Here is a 14,944-nt window from a genome sequence, read left to right on the forward strand (position 1 = left end):
GCCTCACCGTGCATGAACTGCCGACCGGATACCAGCTGATCTCCGCCTTCCGTGGAGCATTCGGCCACCTGCCAGGTGACCACCTCATCGCACGCTGGGCTCAAGCGTTCGCGCATTTGCACCGGTGCCGCCATATAAACCCCGCAAACATTGCCCGAATCGATACGCGCAGAGCTGAACTCGCCGAATTGGTCGATGCCTGGGTTGCGAACCATTCCAGGCTGCCCGACCGCGACTACGGCACAGCGCTCGATGAACTCGCCGCCGCGTACATCGGCTTCGAAGCGAAGTTCCACGCGAGCGCACCCGTCGACTTCGACGACCTGCACCGAGCGTGGACCACCGTCGCTGACCACGTCATCGCCTGGGGCGACCTTCGGACCGGCCAGGCAGCCGTGCCGTGGCCGCTGCAGCGCCCATCCGCCGATTGAAAGGTGAACTACCATGCTCGATCTCGACTACCCGACTGACCCACAGTTCCTCGAAACCTGCACACGCGAGGGAATCGAAGCCACCGAAGCCGCGGCCGCCATCGCGGAAGGCACCCTGGTATTCCTGCGTTCCAACGATTCTCGCCATCACAAGGACTTCGTCCCGATCTTCGTCGGCGCGGGTACCCGGCGGAAAGTCACGGCGCTGATCGGCTTGGGACCCAAGGACACCAACCGCGACGCGATTGTCGACAGCATGTCGGTGATTCTGGCCGCCAAACCTGACGCGGTGATCGACCTGACCACGAACCCCGAGGGCATCGCACTGCGCCGCGAGCTGAAGGAAGTGGTGGGGATTCCGTTGGGCTGCTGCCTGACTTACGACCTGTTCGCCCAGCCCCGCAAGAAGCTCGGTCGCGCCGAGTTCCTCGAACGGTTCGAACTCGGACTGGACTCCGGTGTCGACTTCGCGCTGATCCACGCCGGGATCAACCCGGAGTTAGCGCGAATGAGTGAGCAGTCGACACGGATCATGCCCACCACTTCCCGCGGCGGCGGACTGATCGCCCGCTACATGCGGATGCACAACACCGAATCTCCGTTGCACGAGTACTTCGACGGCATCCTCGAGATCTGCCGACGCCGCGGCGTGGTGCTCGACCTCGGCGATATCTTCCGCCCCGGCGCCACAGCCGACGCCGGTGACGACCTGAAATGGCGCGAGATCGAGTTGTTGGCCGTGCTGCGCCGCCAAGCGCTCAACGCCGGCGTCCAAGTTCTGTGCGAAACCGGCGGCCACATCCCGCTGCACCGCATCGCCGAAATCATCCCCGCCTACAAGAAGGCACTCGGTGGCGCGCCGCTGTGGCTGGCAGGCCCGATGGTCATCGACAACGCTGTCACTCTCGACTCGATCGTCAACACGATCGGCGTTGCCACTGCTGGGCAGCACGGCGGAGACATGTTTGCCTCCATCACTCAGGTCGAGCACTACCTGATGCCCACCGGACCCGACACCGCCGAAGCCGTCCGCAACGTCAAAGTCGCCATCACCGCGCTCGAACTGGGCCGCGGCAACACCGACGAAGCAGCCCGCCAGCGAGCCATCTCCGTGGCCCGGCGCGCGAACAACTGGGACGTACAAGCCACCCACGCGCTCTACCCACGGTTGGCCGGCAACGCCTTCATCAACGCCGGATTGAAAACCGGTGCACCATGCACGATCTGCGGATCGCTGTGCCCACACCTGACAGCCAAAAAGGACAACGAAGAAACTCCTGTGCCCGCCAGTACGGCTTCATCGTCGATCACTGCCGTGAAGGGCTGACCAATGACCGCGACCGCTCCCCAGCCAACCGGCACCATAGCCTCCTTGGCCGCCATGATCACCCGGCGTCTCCCCGACACTGCGGACCTGACGACGGTTGCAACCCGTTTGGCCGGTGACCTGGTCGCCCTCGGCGATCACGTGCCCGACACCGACTGGCTCATCCTGGGTGGATCGTTGGCGCGCGGCGAACCGAGCTGGATTCGCTTTCACCAAGATCAGCGCCAGCTCATCAGCGATCTCGACCTGCTCTATGTCTCCTCTGGGGAGACACCGACAACGCTCATATCCCAATTGCGTACGGACGCCGAAAAGCGCTTTCCCACTGTTGATTTGATGACGCTGCCGCTGCGCGACTATCGCACAGTCACAACGTCACTGGGCTACGACTTCAAGAACCTCGGCGTCCCATTGACTCCGCACGGCCTGCCAGAGCACAACTCCGTCCGGCTCGACGACCGCGACGCCTACGAGATCCTGCTGTATTACATCCAGGCGTACTACTGGCATCGACTCAACTACAGGTGGCAGACCGGCCTGGACTCCATCCAATTCCACCTGCTGGTGAACCGACTGTGCATGAAAGTTTTGCGTTCGACGGCGATGCTGGAACGCGGCGCCTACGCCCACCACGACTTCGACCGCATGGCCCCACACCTCGCCGAACAGATGCGCGCTGAACTGGCCTGGCGCGCAGATCCGCGGCAGCCTCCGTTGGAGCCTTCCCGCTTCTGGGGCTACGTGCACGACGCCTTCCGTCGCTTCGATTTCGCCTTCGGTGGTCCACGCCCAGATGCAGTACGACTGAGCAGATACGCCAACACCAGCAGCGGTCAGATCATCGCCCGCCATCAAAAGCGCGTCAGCGAATTGGCGCGTGAGGTTGCCGCTGCATGGGTCTCGAACCCGCGCCTGGACAAGATCGGTACCGTGGAGCGCGCAACTTGGTCACGAGTCACCGGCTGGGCAGGAACGCAGCAACAGCCGGGCCCCGCCTCCTACTTCGCCAAGCACCGACGCGAAATCCACGACCACCTCCTCGCTATGAAAGTGCAGGTCGCTGCATGAAGATCCTCGTCACCGGCGGCGCAGGCTACGTCGGCGCCACCGTGACCCGGCTCCTCCTCGACGTCGGGCATCAAGTCGAGGTTGTCGATGACCTCTCCCGCAACGACAACCGCCAGATTCCCGCCGAAGCACGGTTTCACCAGCTTCGCGTCCACGACATCGCCGCCGTCCTCACTCCGGCCGCCGGGTTCGATGCCGTGTTGCACTTCGCCGGACTGATCGCGGCAGGTGAATCGATGAATCACCCGGAATGGCACTGGGACAACAACACCCGCGCATCGCTCGCGCTGCTCGATGCCATCCGAGGCGCCGGGGTACCGCGACTGGTGTTTTCCTCCACCGCTGCGGTCTACGGCGAACCCGACCAAGTCCCAATCACCGAGAACGCCTCGACGAACCCGGTGAACACCTACGGCGACACCAAGCTCACCGTCGACCGGGCGATTGCGTCGATCACCCGTGCCAGTGATCTCGGTGCTGTCAGCTTGCGCTACTTCAACGTAGCCGGTGCGCATACCTGCGCTGACGGGTCGATGATCGGTGAACGCCACACTCCCGAAACGCATCTCATTCCATTGGCGCTGGAAGCCGCCGCAGGTTTGCGTGACAAGTTCAGCCTGTTCGGCGACGACTACCCGACTCCTGACGGCACCTGCATTCGCGACTACATTCACGTCACCGACCTTGCGCAGGCGCATCTACTGGCGCTCGATTCCATCAGCCCCGGCGAACACCGAATCTATAACCTGGGCAACGGAATCGGCTTCTCCAACAAGCAAGTAGTCGACGCTGTCCGGCAGGTCACTTCCGCCGAGTTCAATGTGGAGACAGCACCACGCCGACCTGGCGATCCAGCTGTGCTGTATGCCTCCTCCGAGCTGGCACGGCGTGAACTCGGATGGACACCGACGAAACCCGGCATCATCGACATCGTTGGGGATGCTTGGAAATTCCATCAGTCTGCCGCCAGATAACTGATACCAACTGGCGGCGGCGCGAAGCGCAGTCGGAAAGCTGCCCACCGACGTGGCGGATATTCTCTGGGAATGAGTGAGTCTGCGGCAGACCCCTCTGCCTGCGATGATTCGGAGTCGTTGCGGATGGCACGGCGCTATCTGGGTCGGTCGGTGGAGCTCACCATCGACCGACCCTATGGCAGCACCCACCCCGTTCACGGATTCCGCTACGACGCGAACTACGGCTACGTCCCTGGCACCGCGGCACCCGACGGCGAAGAACTCGACGGCTACTACCTTGGTGCAATACAGCCCATGCGGACTGCGCAAGGTACTTGCATCGCGATCGTGCATCGCATCGGCGATGACGACGACAAACTCGTCGTGGTTCCAGCCGGAACCCAACTCGACGACGCTCAGATCGCGGCAGCGGTCGAGTTTCAAGAGATCCCCGGCAGATACGAGATCCTGAGGCGCTGATACCCCGTGACATGCCGGAGCATGTCTGGCCCGGGCTGCTGGCTTCACCCCAGGAAGCCTGGCCAGCGACCTGCTACGCCGAAATCCATCCGGGCAACGAGCCAATTTTCAAGTCCCTGAACAAGATTCGTGGAGCCCGCGCCGTTGGCACGGTGGTTCGGGTGGACATCTGCGGAGCCATCTCATATGGCCGAGGCACCGCTGAAAATCGCCCGCGTTGACGTTTTGGATCCGGCGATTCGAGAGCCGAGTCGGTTCCAGCAAATTCTTGTGGCGAAATTTCTGCTTTTGGGGTTCCATGGAATGGGAAGAGTCATCGGCCGGGCCTGACTTTGAGGCGCGCAATGAACAACGACCGACAGCAAGACTCTTTCGATCCCGCCCGCCGCTTGCACTGTGCGGGCTATCCACCTGATACGCCGAAACGGCCCCGGCCGCACCTCGCCATTCTGAACGGACCGACGCGAGGTGAGGTTCAATGACCAGCGATGAGGTCTGGCTGACCACCGACGAAGTCGCCGCACGGCTGAAGGTTCCGCCAAAGACATTGGCTACGTGGGCATCTGCCAACCGCGGACCACGATTCGCCAAGATCGGTCGGTACCGCCGCTACCTACTGCGTGATGTTCAGCGATGGGAGCAGGCGCAACTCGAGGCTGCCCGACGCGAGCAACCACCGAACACTCCTGCCTGACGGCCAACTGCCGCGCCCACAGGCACACCTCTCCGGACGGGTGTGCCGAATTCGGCTTGTCCCCGGCCCGCCATGCCCGCATTCCCGTTGAAGGGAGGACACATCGATGCCACGCCAATCACTCCCCATCGGCACCTACGGCAAGATCAAATCCACCCGGCAGCGCAACGGCAGCTGGCGAGCAACGACGCGCTACCGCGACGAGGACGGCATCAGCCGGCCCGTCGACCGCTTCGGTGCCACCAAGGGGCAAGCCGAGGGTGCACTCCGCCGCGCACTGGCAGACCGGAAGCACTCGCAGGGCAAGCTCATCACCCGCGAGACGACACTGACCGAACTCGCCGACCTGTGGCTTGCCGAGAAGGCCGTCCAAGATGGCATCACGCCGCAGTCGCTGGATCTCTACCGTCGCGAGATCGAGGTCTCGACCGACAAACGGGCCAAACCTGACGCGGTCAAGATCAAATCTTCGCTGGGCGGGCTGCGGGTCTGGGAGGCCACGACATCGCGACTGGATGCCCACATCAAGCGCATCGCGCTCGACGGTCATCGGGAGAAGGCACGGCGCCAGCGCGTCATCCTGTCGGAAATGATGGGCATGGCGGTTCGTCACGACGCGATCGACCGCAACCCCGTCCGCGAGGTGGCGGACCTGCCCCGCAAACGTGCCAAACCGCGTGCCGCCGATATCGAGGTTCTCTACGAGCTGCGCCAGCACCTCGACGAGTGGGTAAAAGGTGCTCCACTCGATGGGTCGCCCGGGTACACCTACGGGCCCAAACGCAACCAACGAGTCCTCGATGTCGTCGACGTCGAACTCGGGACCGGCCCGCGGCCAGGAGAAGCGTTGGCATTGATTTGGTCCGATGTCGATCTCGAGGCCATGCCACCGCGGGTCACTTTCTCGGGCACCATCGTTCGTATCAAGGGCAAAGGGTTGATCCGCCAGCCTCGAACGAAATCCGACTCGGGCTATCGCACCGTGTTGATCCCGCCGTTCGTCGTGGAGACCTTGCGCCGGGTGCAAGCCGAAGCCACTCCCAACGAGCTGGATTTGGTCTTCCCGAACCGCGACGGCGGTATCTGGGACCCGAACAACTTCAACCGCCTCTGGAAGCAGGCGAGGGGAGACAAGTTCGCCTGGATCACCGCCAAGACCTTCCGCAAGACGGTCGCCACGATGATCGCGACCGTGCACAGTCCGGAGGATGCGGCCCGCCAACTCGGCCACGCAGGCGATGCGGTGACCCGCCGCCACTACATCGATCAACCGACGCAGGCACCCGACTTCACCGCCACTTTGGAGCGACTGAAACGGTGAAAAGATGTTGTTTTCGTGTAGTGAGGGGTCAGAATAGTCAAAAACCAGGGTCAAACGGTGACGTTTGCCCTGGTAGATGCTCCCCCATCTGGACTCGAACCAGAAACCTGCCGATTAACAGTCGGCTGCTCTGCCAATTGAGCTATAGGGGATTGCCCTGGGTGGTTGGACTCAGGCGGTCTGCCTTGGCGGGCTGACCGAGATGAAACTTTAGCGCATCGTGTCGCGGGAACCCAAATCGGGGCGCTACCTGCGGACATGTGGCGTATAACGATGTGTCGTCGAACGGTGGCCGGATCGACACGGGTGGGGCGGCTGGGGCAGGATAGAGCCCGCACACAGACGTGGGAGGAGCTCCAGGAGATGCTGCGGTTGATCATCGGCGTAGCGGCCGGTTATGTGCTTGGCACGAAGGCCGGTCGGGCGCGCTACGAGCAGATCACTGCGGCCTCGCGGGCGGTCGCGGGCAGTCCGGTGACGAAGAAGCTGGTGTCGGTGAGTCGGCAGAAGCTGTCGGACAAGTTGAGCACCCAGCCCAAGCTGGAGCCGATGGAGCCGATCGACGAGCGCACCACCGTCTTGATCCCGCACAACCAGCTCCGTCGCTGAGTCGAATTCATCTACACCACAGATGTTTTCACCATGGCATCCCGCACTGGTGATCAGCCCGGCGCGGTCGATGTAGCGATAGTCTGACGCTATGTATGGACACAGAAGTGCCGCTTTGTTCGCAAGCGTGGCCGTGGTTGCGGTGATGGCGACCGGGTGTTCGAACTCCGACACCGCTGACGGCGAGTCCTCGCCCAGCACCACCACGTCGGTCGCGGCCGCGAAACCGACCGGCACGCCTATCGGCACGGCGACGATGCAGGTGTCAGGTGGCGCGGGTCCGGTGACGATCCGCTACTCGATCAACGGCGCGGCCGAGCAGACCGAGACCGATGTGACATTGCCCTGGTCGAAGGAATATCCGGTCTATGACCAGGTGCAGTCCGCGGTCAGTGCCAAGGGCGCGGCGGCTTGCAGCATCACTATGAAGGGGATGTTGGTGGCGATGAAGCACGAAGCCGATCCGACGTGCACTTTCTCCTACTACGGGTAGCCGGTTCGCGGCCACTCGGTCGGCGAGTGTCGGTGGTGGGCCGGTACTCCACTAGGCTCGGCGAAACTACCGCTCACCTGAACCGATACACGGGGGAACCCTATGACCGATCCGAACACCGTCGGCGCCGCACCGGTGCCGTTGTTCAGCGCCCCGATTCACAGTGAGGCGAAGGCGGATCCCGGCGAGCCCGTCCCCGGAAACCTGTTTCCGACCTTCTTGACCGCCGCCGGAGACGAAGACCCCACCAACTGAGGAGAATCCGACCTTCGGCGAGGACGAGTCGGGGGCGGATAACCTGGGGCGCAGCCACATGGGTGCGAAGGAGTGGTGATGGAGTTCGAGCCGGGGGCGGTCCTTGCGGGATACCGCATCGAACGCAGGCTCGGCGGTGGGGGAATGGGTGCGGTCTATCTGGCCCAGCATCCACGACTTCCGCGCCGGGACGCGCTGAAGGTGCTCGATGCGCGACTGGCGGTGGAACCGACATTTCGGGCGCGGTTCGAGCGTGAAGCCGACCTGGCCGCCCGGCTGCGGCACCCGAATGTGGTGCAGATCTTCGATCGCGGGGTCGACGATGATCGACTGTGGATCGCGATGCAGTTCGTGGACGGGCTCGACGCCGCGCAGTTGCTGCGCCAGGGGCTGTCGGTGCTCACGCCGGAGCGCGCGGTGCGCATCGTCGCCGAGGCGGCGCGGGGACTGGACTACGCGCATCGACAGGGGCTGTTGCATCGCGACATCAAACCGGCGAACCTGCTGATCGCGCGCGCCGACGACGGCACCGACGAGGTGCTGGTCACCGACTTCGGAATCGCTCGAAGTATGGGCGAGACAACAAGTCTCACGTCCGCGGGCTCGGTGCTCGGCACCCTCGCCTATGCGGCGCCCGAACAACTGGAGGGTCATCCGCTCGACGTGCACACCGATGTGTACGCCCTCGGTGGCACCCTCTATGAACTGCTCACCGGGTTCGTCCCGTTCCAGCGGGAGAGCGCGGCCGCGTTGATCAGCGCGCATCTGATCGAACCGCCGCCGCGCCCGTCGGCCGGTAATCCGGCGCTGCCGATTGCCCTGGACGCGGTGATCGCGCGGGCGATGGCGAAGAAGCCCGACGATCGGTACGCCAGCTGCGGTGAACTCGCCGACGCGGCGGTCGCGGCGCTCACCGGCAGGCCGGTGGTGTCGGATACCGCTGTGCTGCTGCGTGATCCGACTCCACCCTCGCGAACACGAAAAATCCTGGCGGGGGTCGCTGCCGCGGCAGTGGTGGCCGGGGTGACCGGGTTCGCCGTGCTCACCGCCAAAGATCGGGTCGGGTCGGACGCGCCGATGACCATGCCGAGCATCGAGATCGGTGCGGTCCCTGAGAGTCCGAAGGCGGCGACGGTCCTACGCCCTTGGCTCGACGATGTTCTCGCCGGTGACACGAGCGCGTTGATCCGCAAGTGCTGGACCCAGTCACCCGCCGAGATCCCCACGATGTACGGCGACGTCGAGCAGATCACCGATGCGGTGCGCCGCGCAGGCACCCTCGGTCGGTTCGGCCCGTTCTGGGAGAATGACGAACTCCGGGTGAGCTTGCGCCCCAGCGAGTTACGGTCCTTCTACGGCTGCCCGATCGTCAGCGAGCGATCGGCGACCGGGCTCACCGACGAGCAGGCCCGCTACACCGTCGAACGCTATCTGAGCCGGGTTGTCGGCGATCCGGTGAACCCGGCCGATGTGGAACCGGACTACCCGCTGCTGTGTAGCGGTGCGCAGCCCGGCACCGTGCTGTCCGGGGTGCGTCGCTTCGAGGACAAGGCGCTCACGGTCCGCGCCGGGTCGACAGTGACCGTCAGCGCACCGGTGACCGGTGTCGACGGTGCGAAGAAGACGGTCGACTTCGCTCTCGACCAGGCCGCGAACGGCTACTGCATCTCCCGGATCGCATGAGCCTCACGGCACTGCGAGTGCCCGCGCTTGTCGGCTGATGAGAGTGCCGAAAAGCGCCGCGAGCGGGGTCATCAACACCGCGTAGACGGCGGCGGGGACGGCGATGCGGGAGCTGTCGAGCACGCTGATGGCCAGGGTGATCGCGATGGCGCTGTTGTGGACACCGATCTCCATCGACGACGCAATCGCCTGCGGTGTCGCGATCCCGAACGCGCGTGGCACGAGGTAGCCGGTGGTGAGGCTGATCAGGCAGAACAGCGCGGTGATCGCGCCGACGTCGAAGAGGTAGCCGCTCAGTGCCGCTCGGTCGGCGATCATGGTGGCGATCACGATCGTGGCGAGGATCGCGATCGAGGCGATGCGAACAGGTAGGTCCATCTTCGACGCGAATTCCGGTGCGCGACGCCGTACCTGCATGCCGATCAGGACCGGGATCAACACGATCGCGATCACCTGCACCGTCTTGCCGAACTGCAGGCCCAGAGTGGCTGCCTCGTCGCGGGCGAACTGGTGGATCGCGAAGTTGGTGACCAGCGGGACGGTCACCACGCACAGCACCGAATTGACCGCTGTCAGCGTGACATTGAGCGCTACGTCCCCGCGGAACAGGTGGCTGAACAGGTTTGCGGTGGCGCCGCCGGGCGAGGCGGCGAGCAGCATCATGCCCACCGCGAGCAGCGGCTGCAGATCGAACAGCTTCACCAGGCCGAACGCAACCACGGGCAGCAGGATCACCTGGCAGGTCAGGGCGACCGCGACCGCTTTCGGAGCTCGCAGCACCCGGGTGAAATCGGCTGCGGTGAGCGATAGTCCGAGGCCGAACATGATCACGGCAAGGGCCGGAGGCAGGGCTGTGGAGACAAGGGAGGAGTTCATAGACCACCGATCGTCGGGAAATCACCCTAACCAAAGGCACTGCCCGCGCGTGGGGCGAATGCGCACCGGAATCGGTGTGGGAAGGTGGCTGGGTGCGACAGTGGCGGGGCGAGAGCGGGTCGGAGCGACCCATCTCAGGGGCAACCCCTGGGAGCTTGTTGTCAGTTGGGCTCAGCGTCCAGAGCTCGGGCGCACGCTTCGCGTGCCTCGCAGCACTGCGAACGAAGGATTCTGGTCGCCCCGTCACTGTCGCATCCCGATGAGCCGGGCGATCGAGCCCGAACTGGCCGGGTGGCTGGCACTTTCGTTCGACCAACTCGGCGACGGGTGGGCGTTGTCGACGCTGGCCGAGGCGTTCGCCGAGGTGATCGAACCGGGTCGGGCGCAGGAGATCGCGGGTCGGGTGATCGACCTGATGCCGGTCGAACCGGTGGATCCGGTGAACACGTTGCGCCGGGTGCTGGTCGACCTGCCGAAGCTCGCGACGACCGTCGTTTCCCTCGAACCCGTGTCGATGCGGTTCGGTGCGGTCGAGATCCCGGACCTCGCCGCGCTGGCCCAGTTGCTGAACGTGACGCCGACCGAGCTCGAATGGTTCGCCGATCGGGGTGGCTGGTTACGGCACGCGTCACCACCGTTGTCGCACTACCGATATCGTCGATTGCCGAAGGCGACCGGGGTGCGGGTCGTCGAGGCGCCGAAGGTGCGGTTGCGGGAGATCCAGCGCCGGATCCTGCATCGGATTCTCGCGGGCATCCCCGCTGATCCAGCTTGTCACGGCTTCGAGAAAGGTTGCAGCGCGGCCACTTTCGCGGACCCGCACGCCGGATCCGAGGTGGTGGTCAGACAGGACCTGCGCGACTTCTTTCCGACGATCCTTGTAGCACGGGTGCGCGCGGTATTCGCGGCCTGCGGTTATTCCTCGGTCGTGGCCCGCGTCCTCGCCGAACTGTGCACCACCGCGACACCGGTGGCCGAACTGCGTGGGCTCGACTATTCCCAGCGCACCCTGCTCGCCGCCCGCCACCTCCCGCAGGGCGCCCCGACCTCGCCGCGCTTGGCCAACCTCGTCGCCCGCAGCCTCGATCGCCGCCTGACCGGCTACGCGCACCGCCACGGCCTGACCTACACCCGCTACGCCGACGACCTCGCTTTCTCTGGCAACGCTGACCTCGACACCGCCCGGCTGATCTGGACGGTGACCCGAATAGCGCGCGACGAGGGCTTCACCGTGCACACCGGCAAAACCCTGATCCGCCGCGCCCACCAGCGACAAGTACTGGCAGGCCTCGTCGTCAACGATTCCCCAGCCGCCCCCCGCGACCGCTACGACGCCGTCCGCGCCCTCCTGCACAACTGCGCACGCACAGGCGCCACAGCGCAGAACATCAATGGCCACAACGACTTCCGGGCCCACGTCTACGGCCTGATCTCCTGGATCGGCGAAACCGCCCCGCACCGCCGCGACAAACTCCTGACGATGGCCGACCGAGTCGACTGGACCACCTGACAGCCTGGAATCAGATGACGATGACCCGACGCCCACGGGAATGCCCGGCCTGGCTGTCGATGTGTGCCGCGGCGGCCTCGGCCAGCGGGTACGACTTCTCGACCGGGGTCCGGAGCTTTCCCTGTGAAATGAGCGCGGCGGCCTCGGCAAGTGCCGCCGGCACGCTCCCAGCCACGCCGGAGAACCGGACCCCGAACTTCGGCGCATCGAGGTCGGCGATGGAGACGACCCGCTGCGGGTCCCCGGTCAGTTCGACGAGCTCGCGGATCACCCCCGAGCCGGCCAGATCGAGGGCGGCGTCGACGGAGCCGAGTCGTCGCACCCGCTCGACCCAGCCCTCGCCGTACGTGGTGGTGCGGGCGCCCAGGCTCCGCAGATAGTCCTGGTTCGCGGCCCCGGCGGTGCCGATCACCGTGATGCCGCGTTCGCGCGCGATCTGCAGCACCGCCGATCCGACACCCCCGGACGCACCGCTGACCAGCAGCGTCTGTCCGGCCAGTACACCGACCTCATCGATGACGCGCAGCGCGGTCTCCACCACGGAGGGGTACCCCGCGGCCTCCTCGAAGGTCAGTCCCGACGGCATTCGCGCCCAGGCGGTCAGCACGGCGAACTCGGCATAGGTGTCGACGCCTTCGCCGAACACATAGTCGCCGACCTCGACATCTTCGACGCCGTCGCCGACCTGGTCCACCACCCCGGCGGCGTCCAGCCCGACGCCGGCGGGCAGCTCGAGCGGGTGCGCACCGAGGATCTGGCCTTCGCGCAGCCGCCAGTCGACGGGGTTGACGCCCGCCGCCCGCACGGCGATGCGTACCTGACCGGGGCCCGCGGCGGGCTCCTCGGCATCTATGAGTTGCAGAACGTCCGGACCGCCGAACTCGGCGAAGCTCACTTTCTTCATGGTCGAAACAGTAGCACTAACGGTTAGTGTTTTGAAACAGTTATGACTTCATAACTGATCCAGGTTCGTAACTGGTAGCCTCCTGGTATGACCGTGCCGACCGGGCGTCGTGAGCGCAAGAAGGCCGCGACCCGCCAGAAGATCGCCGACACCGCCCTTCGGCTCTTCCTGGAACGCGGGTACGACGAGGTGGGTATCCGCGAAGTGGCCGCGGAAGCCGACGTGGCCGTCACGACGCTGTTCGCCCACTTCGCCTCCAAAGAGGCGCTGGTGTTCGAGCGGGACGAAGACTTCGAGCAGGGACTCGTGCGGGCGGTCACCGGCCGGGCGCCCCATGAACCGCTCATCCCCGCGCTGCGTCGCGAGATTCATGCCATGGTGCGACATTGCACGGCGGACGGCGCCTCTCCGCTATGGCACATGATCGATGAGTCGTCCGCGCTGCGTAGGTATGGAGAGTCGATGCGGCTGCGGCATGCGGAGGCGTTGGCAGCTGCCATCGCTGCCGATCCCGAACTCGCGCAAACCGAGACGGCGAGCGCGACGATCGCTCGGTTCGTGATCGACGCGTATTCGCTGGCTCGGGAGGCTGCTGATCCGGAAGCCGCGGTGGACGAGATCTTCCGGATGATCGAGGCGGCCTGGGAAGCCACCCGTCCTGGAGTTCCCGCGTAGTTCCTAGGTGTTCAACCTTCGCGGGCGCCGACTAGTCGTAAAACGCTGTCTCGCAGCACTTTCTGCGCCTCTTCTTGCGTCATTCGACCAGCCCTGACCTCATCGCCCGCGGCATGGCTGACCGCGACGATCGCCGTGACGAGCCACTGCGCCGCCACGGTGGTGTCGAACTCGCCCGCGTGCTGGCCGCGGGTGACGAGCCTGAACAGGCGGTCGTTGATGGGGAGGTGGCGGTCTTCGTCTCGCTGGCGGGCGAAGGAGCCGACGTGGTTGGCCAGTGGTGATACTCGGAAGAACCGCCAGCCCAAGTCCAGCATCCGCAGCAGTGCGTCGGTCGCGGGGCCGCTGTCGAGGTCGGCGGCGCGCATGGTCTCGACGGCCTGTCCCGTCGTGCGATCGATGACGGCGTTGATCAGGTCGTCACGAGAAGCGAAGTGCGCGTAGACAGTTTGCCGTGTCACGCCCGCTTCGGCGGCGATCGCGGCCATGCCTGCGTCGGGCTGGATCGCGAGCAGGCGGGTGGCGGCATCGAGGACGGCGGCTTTGCTGCGCGTGGCGTCGGCTCGCCGCTTCGGTTCCCGCGTTTCGGTCAAAGTCTTACACCCTTGTCAAAGTTGCCTGGTTCCGCTTAACCTTTACATCACTGTAAGAATTCTACGGCTGGAGTGCCATGGACCCCGCACCGCCCCGCTCACCCGAGCGGTTCATCGCCGATTTCTTCACCGAATTCACCGCCGCCGCCCTGGATGTCGACAACGACCCAGCTGAGGTCGTCGACCGTTTCCACACCCCCGATATCGTCCAGATCGCCGACGGCATCCGGCTCGACCGGGACCGACTGATCGCTCACCTGCGTCCGGTGCGAAAGAACCTGCGCGACTACCGGTTCGAGATCCATGAGGTGATCGCCGATGGTGATCGGATCGCCGCGCGGATGACCATCCACGCCACGATGCGCAAGACGGGACCACTCACCACGGAGCTGTTCCTGTTCGGCGAGTTCACCGCCGACGGCAGGCTGCGCCGCGCCGACCAGCTCACTCGCACCCTCTGACCCAGGAGATCTGTCGTGCTCATCCGCTCGCTCGCCCTGCTCACCACCGGACTCCTGGCCGGCGCATTCGGTTACGGCGCAGCCAATCTCGTCCCGACCTTCCATCGCGTGCCGCTGCAGATGCGCCTGGAATTCCACACCGAACTGATGCAGAACAACAGCATCAGCATGCAGGCCACGATGGCAGCCGCAGCATTGAGTTGTGTGGCTGTGGCCGTGCTCGCGACCGGCAGGCATCGGGTCGTCGCGGCGGCCGCGACGGCACTGGTGATCGCCTCGTTCGCGATCACCAGATTGGGCAATGTGCCGATCAATCACCAGATCAACCGGTGGGCACTCGAGGGCGCCCCGGCGGACTACGCCGCGATTCTCACCCGCTGGGATATGTTCCATTTCCTGCGCACCGGAACAGCATTGGCCGCCTTCGTGCTCGTCATCGTGCTGGTTGTCCGCGCGTCGCGGGTCGCTGAGTAATGGTGCGGCCCGTACACCGCCGCGAGGTAGCGGCGGTCCTCGGCGGCGTTCACATAAACGCTGAGATAGTTCTTCTGCTGCGCGATCCCTCAAAGGTCACTTGTGGTTACTGAGTCACCGATGGAGAATGAGGG

At 65.0% G+C, this 14,944-nt stretch carries 18 protein-coding genes and 1 tRNA gene; 15 read left to right on the forward strand and 4 right to left on the reverse strand.

What is annotated here, in order from left to right; all coding sequences use genetic code 11:
- Positions 1 to 8 precede the first annotated feature (8 nt).
- From ACFW6D_RS22345 to ACFW6D_RS22375, 7 genes are all read left to right on the forward strand, one after another.
- The gene (locus ACFW6D_RS22345) at positions 9 to 431 is read left to right on the forward strand and encodes a hypothetical protein (RefSeq protein ID WP_379331009.1); all 423 of its coding nucleotides are present in this window, start codon (positions 9 to 11) and stop codon (positions 429 to 431) included.
- A 13-nt stretch (positions 432 to 444) separates the two neighbouring features.
- The gene (locus ACFW6D_RS22350) at positions 445 to 1,758 is read left to right on the forward strand and encodes a phosphomethylpyrimidine synthase ThiC (RefSeq protein WP_379331011.1); all 1,314 of its coding nucleotides are present in this window, start codon (positions 445 to 447) and stop codon (positions 1,756 to 1,758) included.
- A gap of 45 nt (positions 1,759 to 1,803) precedes the next feature.
- Positions 1,804 to 2,826, forward strand: coding sequence for a hypothetical protein (locus tag ACFW6D_RS22355; protein ID WP_379331013.1), 1,023 nt, complete (start codon positions 1,804 to 1,806; stop codon positions 2,824 to 2,826).
- A complete protein-coding gene (galE, locus tag ACFW6D_RS22360; protein WP_379331015.1) occupies positions 2,823 to 3,800 on the forward strand; it encodes a UDP-glucose 4-epimerase GalE in 978 nt (325 codons plus the stop codon). The genes ACFW6D_RS22355 and galE overlap by 4 nt, the downstream gene beginning before the upstream one ends.
- A 72-nt stretch (positions 3,801 to 3,872) precedes the next feature.
- Entirely contained in the window at positions 3,873 to 4,262 is a 390-nt protein-coding gene (locus ACFW6D_RS22365; RefSeq protein ID WP_379331017.1) for an inorganic diphosphatase, read from the forward strand.
- A gap of 478 nt (positions 4,263 to 4,740) precedes the next feature.
- Complete coding sequence (locus ACFW6D_RS22370) at positions 4,741 to 4,956, forward strand: helix-turn-helix domain-containing protein (protein WP_379331019.1); 216 nt, start codon at positions 4,741 to 4,743, stop codon at positions 4,954 to 4,956.
- Between the two features lie 106 nt (positions 4,957 to 5,062).
- Positions 5,063 to 6,277 (forward strand): tyrosine-type recombinase/integrase, encoded by a 1,215-nt coding sequence (locus ACFW6D_RS22375; RefSeq protein ID WP_379331021.1) that lies wholly within the window; start codon positions 5,063 to 5,065, stop codon positions 6,275 to 6,277.
- Positions 6,278 to 6,356: 79 nt separating this feature from the next.
- Here ACFW6D_RS22375 and ACFW6D_RS22380 read toward each other — a convergent pair.
- A tRNA-Asn gene (locus tag ACFW6D_RS22380) sits at positions 6,357 to 6,429 on the reverse strand.
- A 211-nt stretch (positions 6,430 to 6,640) separates the two neighbouring features.
- Here ACFW6D_RS22380 and ACFW6D_RS22385 point away from each other — a divergent pair.
- The 4 genes from ACFW6D_RS22385 (at position 6,641) to ACFW6D_RS22400 (ending at position 9,317) form a co-directional block, all read left to right on the forward strand.
- Positions 6,641 to 6,886, forward strand: coding sequence for a hypothetical protein (locus tag ACFW6D_RS22385; RefSeq protein ID WP_379237632.1), 246 nt, complete (start codon positions 6,641 to 6,643; stop codon positions 6,884 to 6,886).
- Between the two features lie 91 nt (positions 6,887 to 6,977).
- The gene (locus ACFW6D_RS22390) at positions 6,978 to 7,379 is read left to right on the forward strand and encodes a hypothetical protein (protein ID WP_379331023.1); all 402 of its coding nucleotides are present in this window, start codon (positions 6,978 to 6,980) and stop codon (positions 7,377 to 7,379) included.
- 102 nt (positions 7,380 to 7,481) lie between these two features.
- The gene (locus ACFW6D_RS22395) at positions 7,482 to 7,634 is read left to right on the forward strand and encodes a hypothetical protein (RefSeq protein WP_379237636.1); all 153 of its coding nucleotides are present in this window, start codon (positions 7,482 to 7,484) and stop codon (positions 7,632 to 7,634) included.
- Between the two features lie 78 nt (positions 7,635 to 7,712).
- Complete coding sequence (locus tag ACFW6D_RS22400) at positions 7,713 to 9,317, forward strand: serine/threonine-protein kinase (protein ID WP_379331025.1); 1,605 nt, start codon at positions 7,713 to 7,715, stop codon at positions 9,315 to 9,317.
- A 3-nt stretch (positions 9,318 to 9,320) separates the two neighbouring features.
- Here the strand turns inward: ACFW6D_RS22400 and ACFW6D_RS22405 are convergent, their stop codons facing one another.
- The gene (locus ACFW6D_RS22405) at positions 9,321 to 10,193 is read right to left on the reverse strand and encodes a bile acid:sodium symporter family protein (protein WP_379331027.1); all 873 of its coding nucleotides are present in this window, start codon (positions 10,191 to 10,193) and stop codon (positions 9,321 to 9,323) included.
- Positions 10,194 to 10,452: 259 nt separating this feature from the next.
- Between ACFW6D_RS22405 and ACFW6D_RS22410 the strand changes: the two genes are divergently transcribed.
- Entirely contained in the window at positions 10,453 to 11,703 is a 1,251-nt protein-coding gene (locus ACFW6D_RS22410; protein WP_379331029.1) for a reverse transcriptase family protein, read from the forward strand.
- Between the two features lie 10 nt (positions 11,704 to 11,713).
- Here ACFW6D_RS22410 and ACFW6D_RS22415 read toward each other — a convergent pair whose 3' ends face one another.
- On the reverse strand, positions 11,714 to 12,607 hold the full coding sequence (locus ACFW6D_RS22415; RefSeq protein ID WP_379331031.1) for an NADP-dependent oxidoreductase: 894 nt from the start codon (positions 12,605 to 12,607) through the stop codon (positions 11,714 to 11,716).
- 87 nt (positions 12,608 to 12,694) lie between these two features.
- Between ACFW6D_RS22415 and ACFW6D_RS22420 the strand changes: the two genes are divergently transcribed.
- Positions 12,695 to 13,282, forward strand: a complete 588-nt coding sequence (locus ACFW6D_RS22420; protein ID WP_379331033.1) for a TetR/AcrR family transcriptional regulator — start codon at positions 12,695 to 12,697, stop codon at positions 13,280 to 13,282.
- An 11-nt stretch (positions 13,283 to 13,293) separates the two neighbouring features.
- Here ACFW6D_RS22420 and ACFW6D_RS22425 read toward each other — a convergent pair whose 3' ends face one another.
- Positions 13,294 to 13,875 carry a TetR/AcrR family transcriptional regulator gene (locus ACFW6D_RS22425; RefSeq protein ID WP_379331035.1) on the reverse strand — a complete coding sequence of 194 codons (582 nt, stop codon included), beginning with the start codon at positions 13,873 to 13,875 and terminating at the stop codon, positions 13,294 to 13,296.
- Positions 13,876 to 13,952: 77 nt separating this feature from the next.
- On the opposite strand from ACFW6D_RS22425, the gene ACFW6D_RS22430 reads away from it, so the two are divergent.
- Both ACFW6D_RS22430 and ACFW6D_RS22435 read left to right on the forward strand, forming a co-directional pair.
- Complete coding sequence (locus ACFW6D_RS22430; protein WP_379331037.1) at positions 13,953 to 14,336, forward strand: nuclear transport factor 2 family protein; 384 nt, start codon at positions 13,953 to 13,955, stop codon at positions 14,334 to 14,336.
- A gap of 15 nt (positions 14,337 to 14,351) precedes the next feature.
- Positions 14,352 to 14,810, forward strand: a complete 459-nt coding sequence (locus tag ACFW6D_RS22435) for an anthrone oxygenase family protein (protein WP_379331039.1) — start codon at positions 14,352 to 14,354, stop codon at positions 14,808 to 14,810.
- The last annotated feature ends 134 nt before the right edge of the window (positions 14,811 to 14,944 follow it).

This window comes from Nocardia sp. NPDC058705 (assembly GCF_042749305.1).
Taxonomy (GTDB): Bacteria; Actinomycetota; Actinomycetes; order Mycobacteriales; family Mycobacteriaceae; genus Nocardia.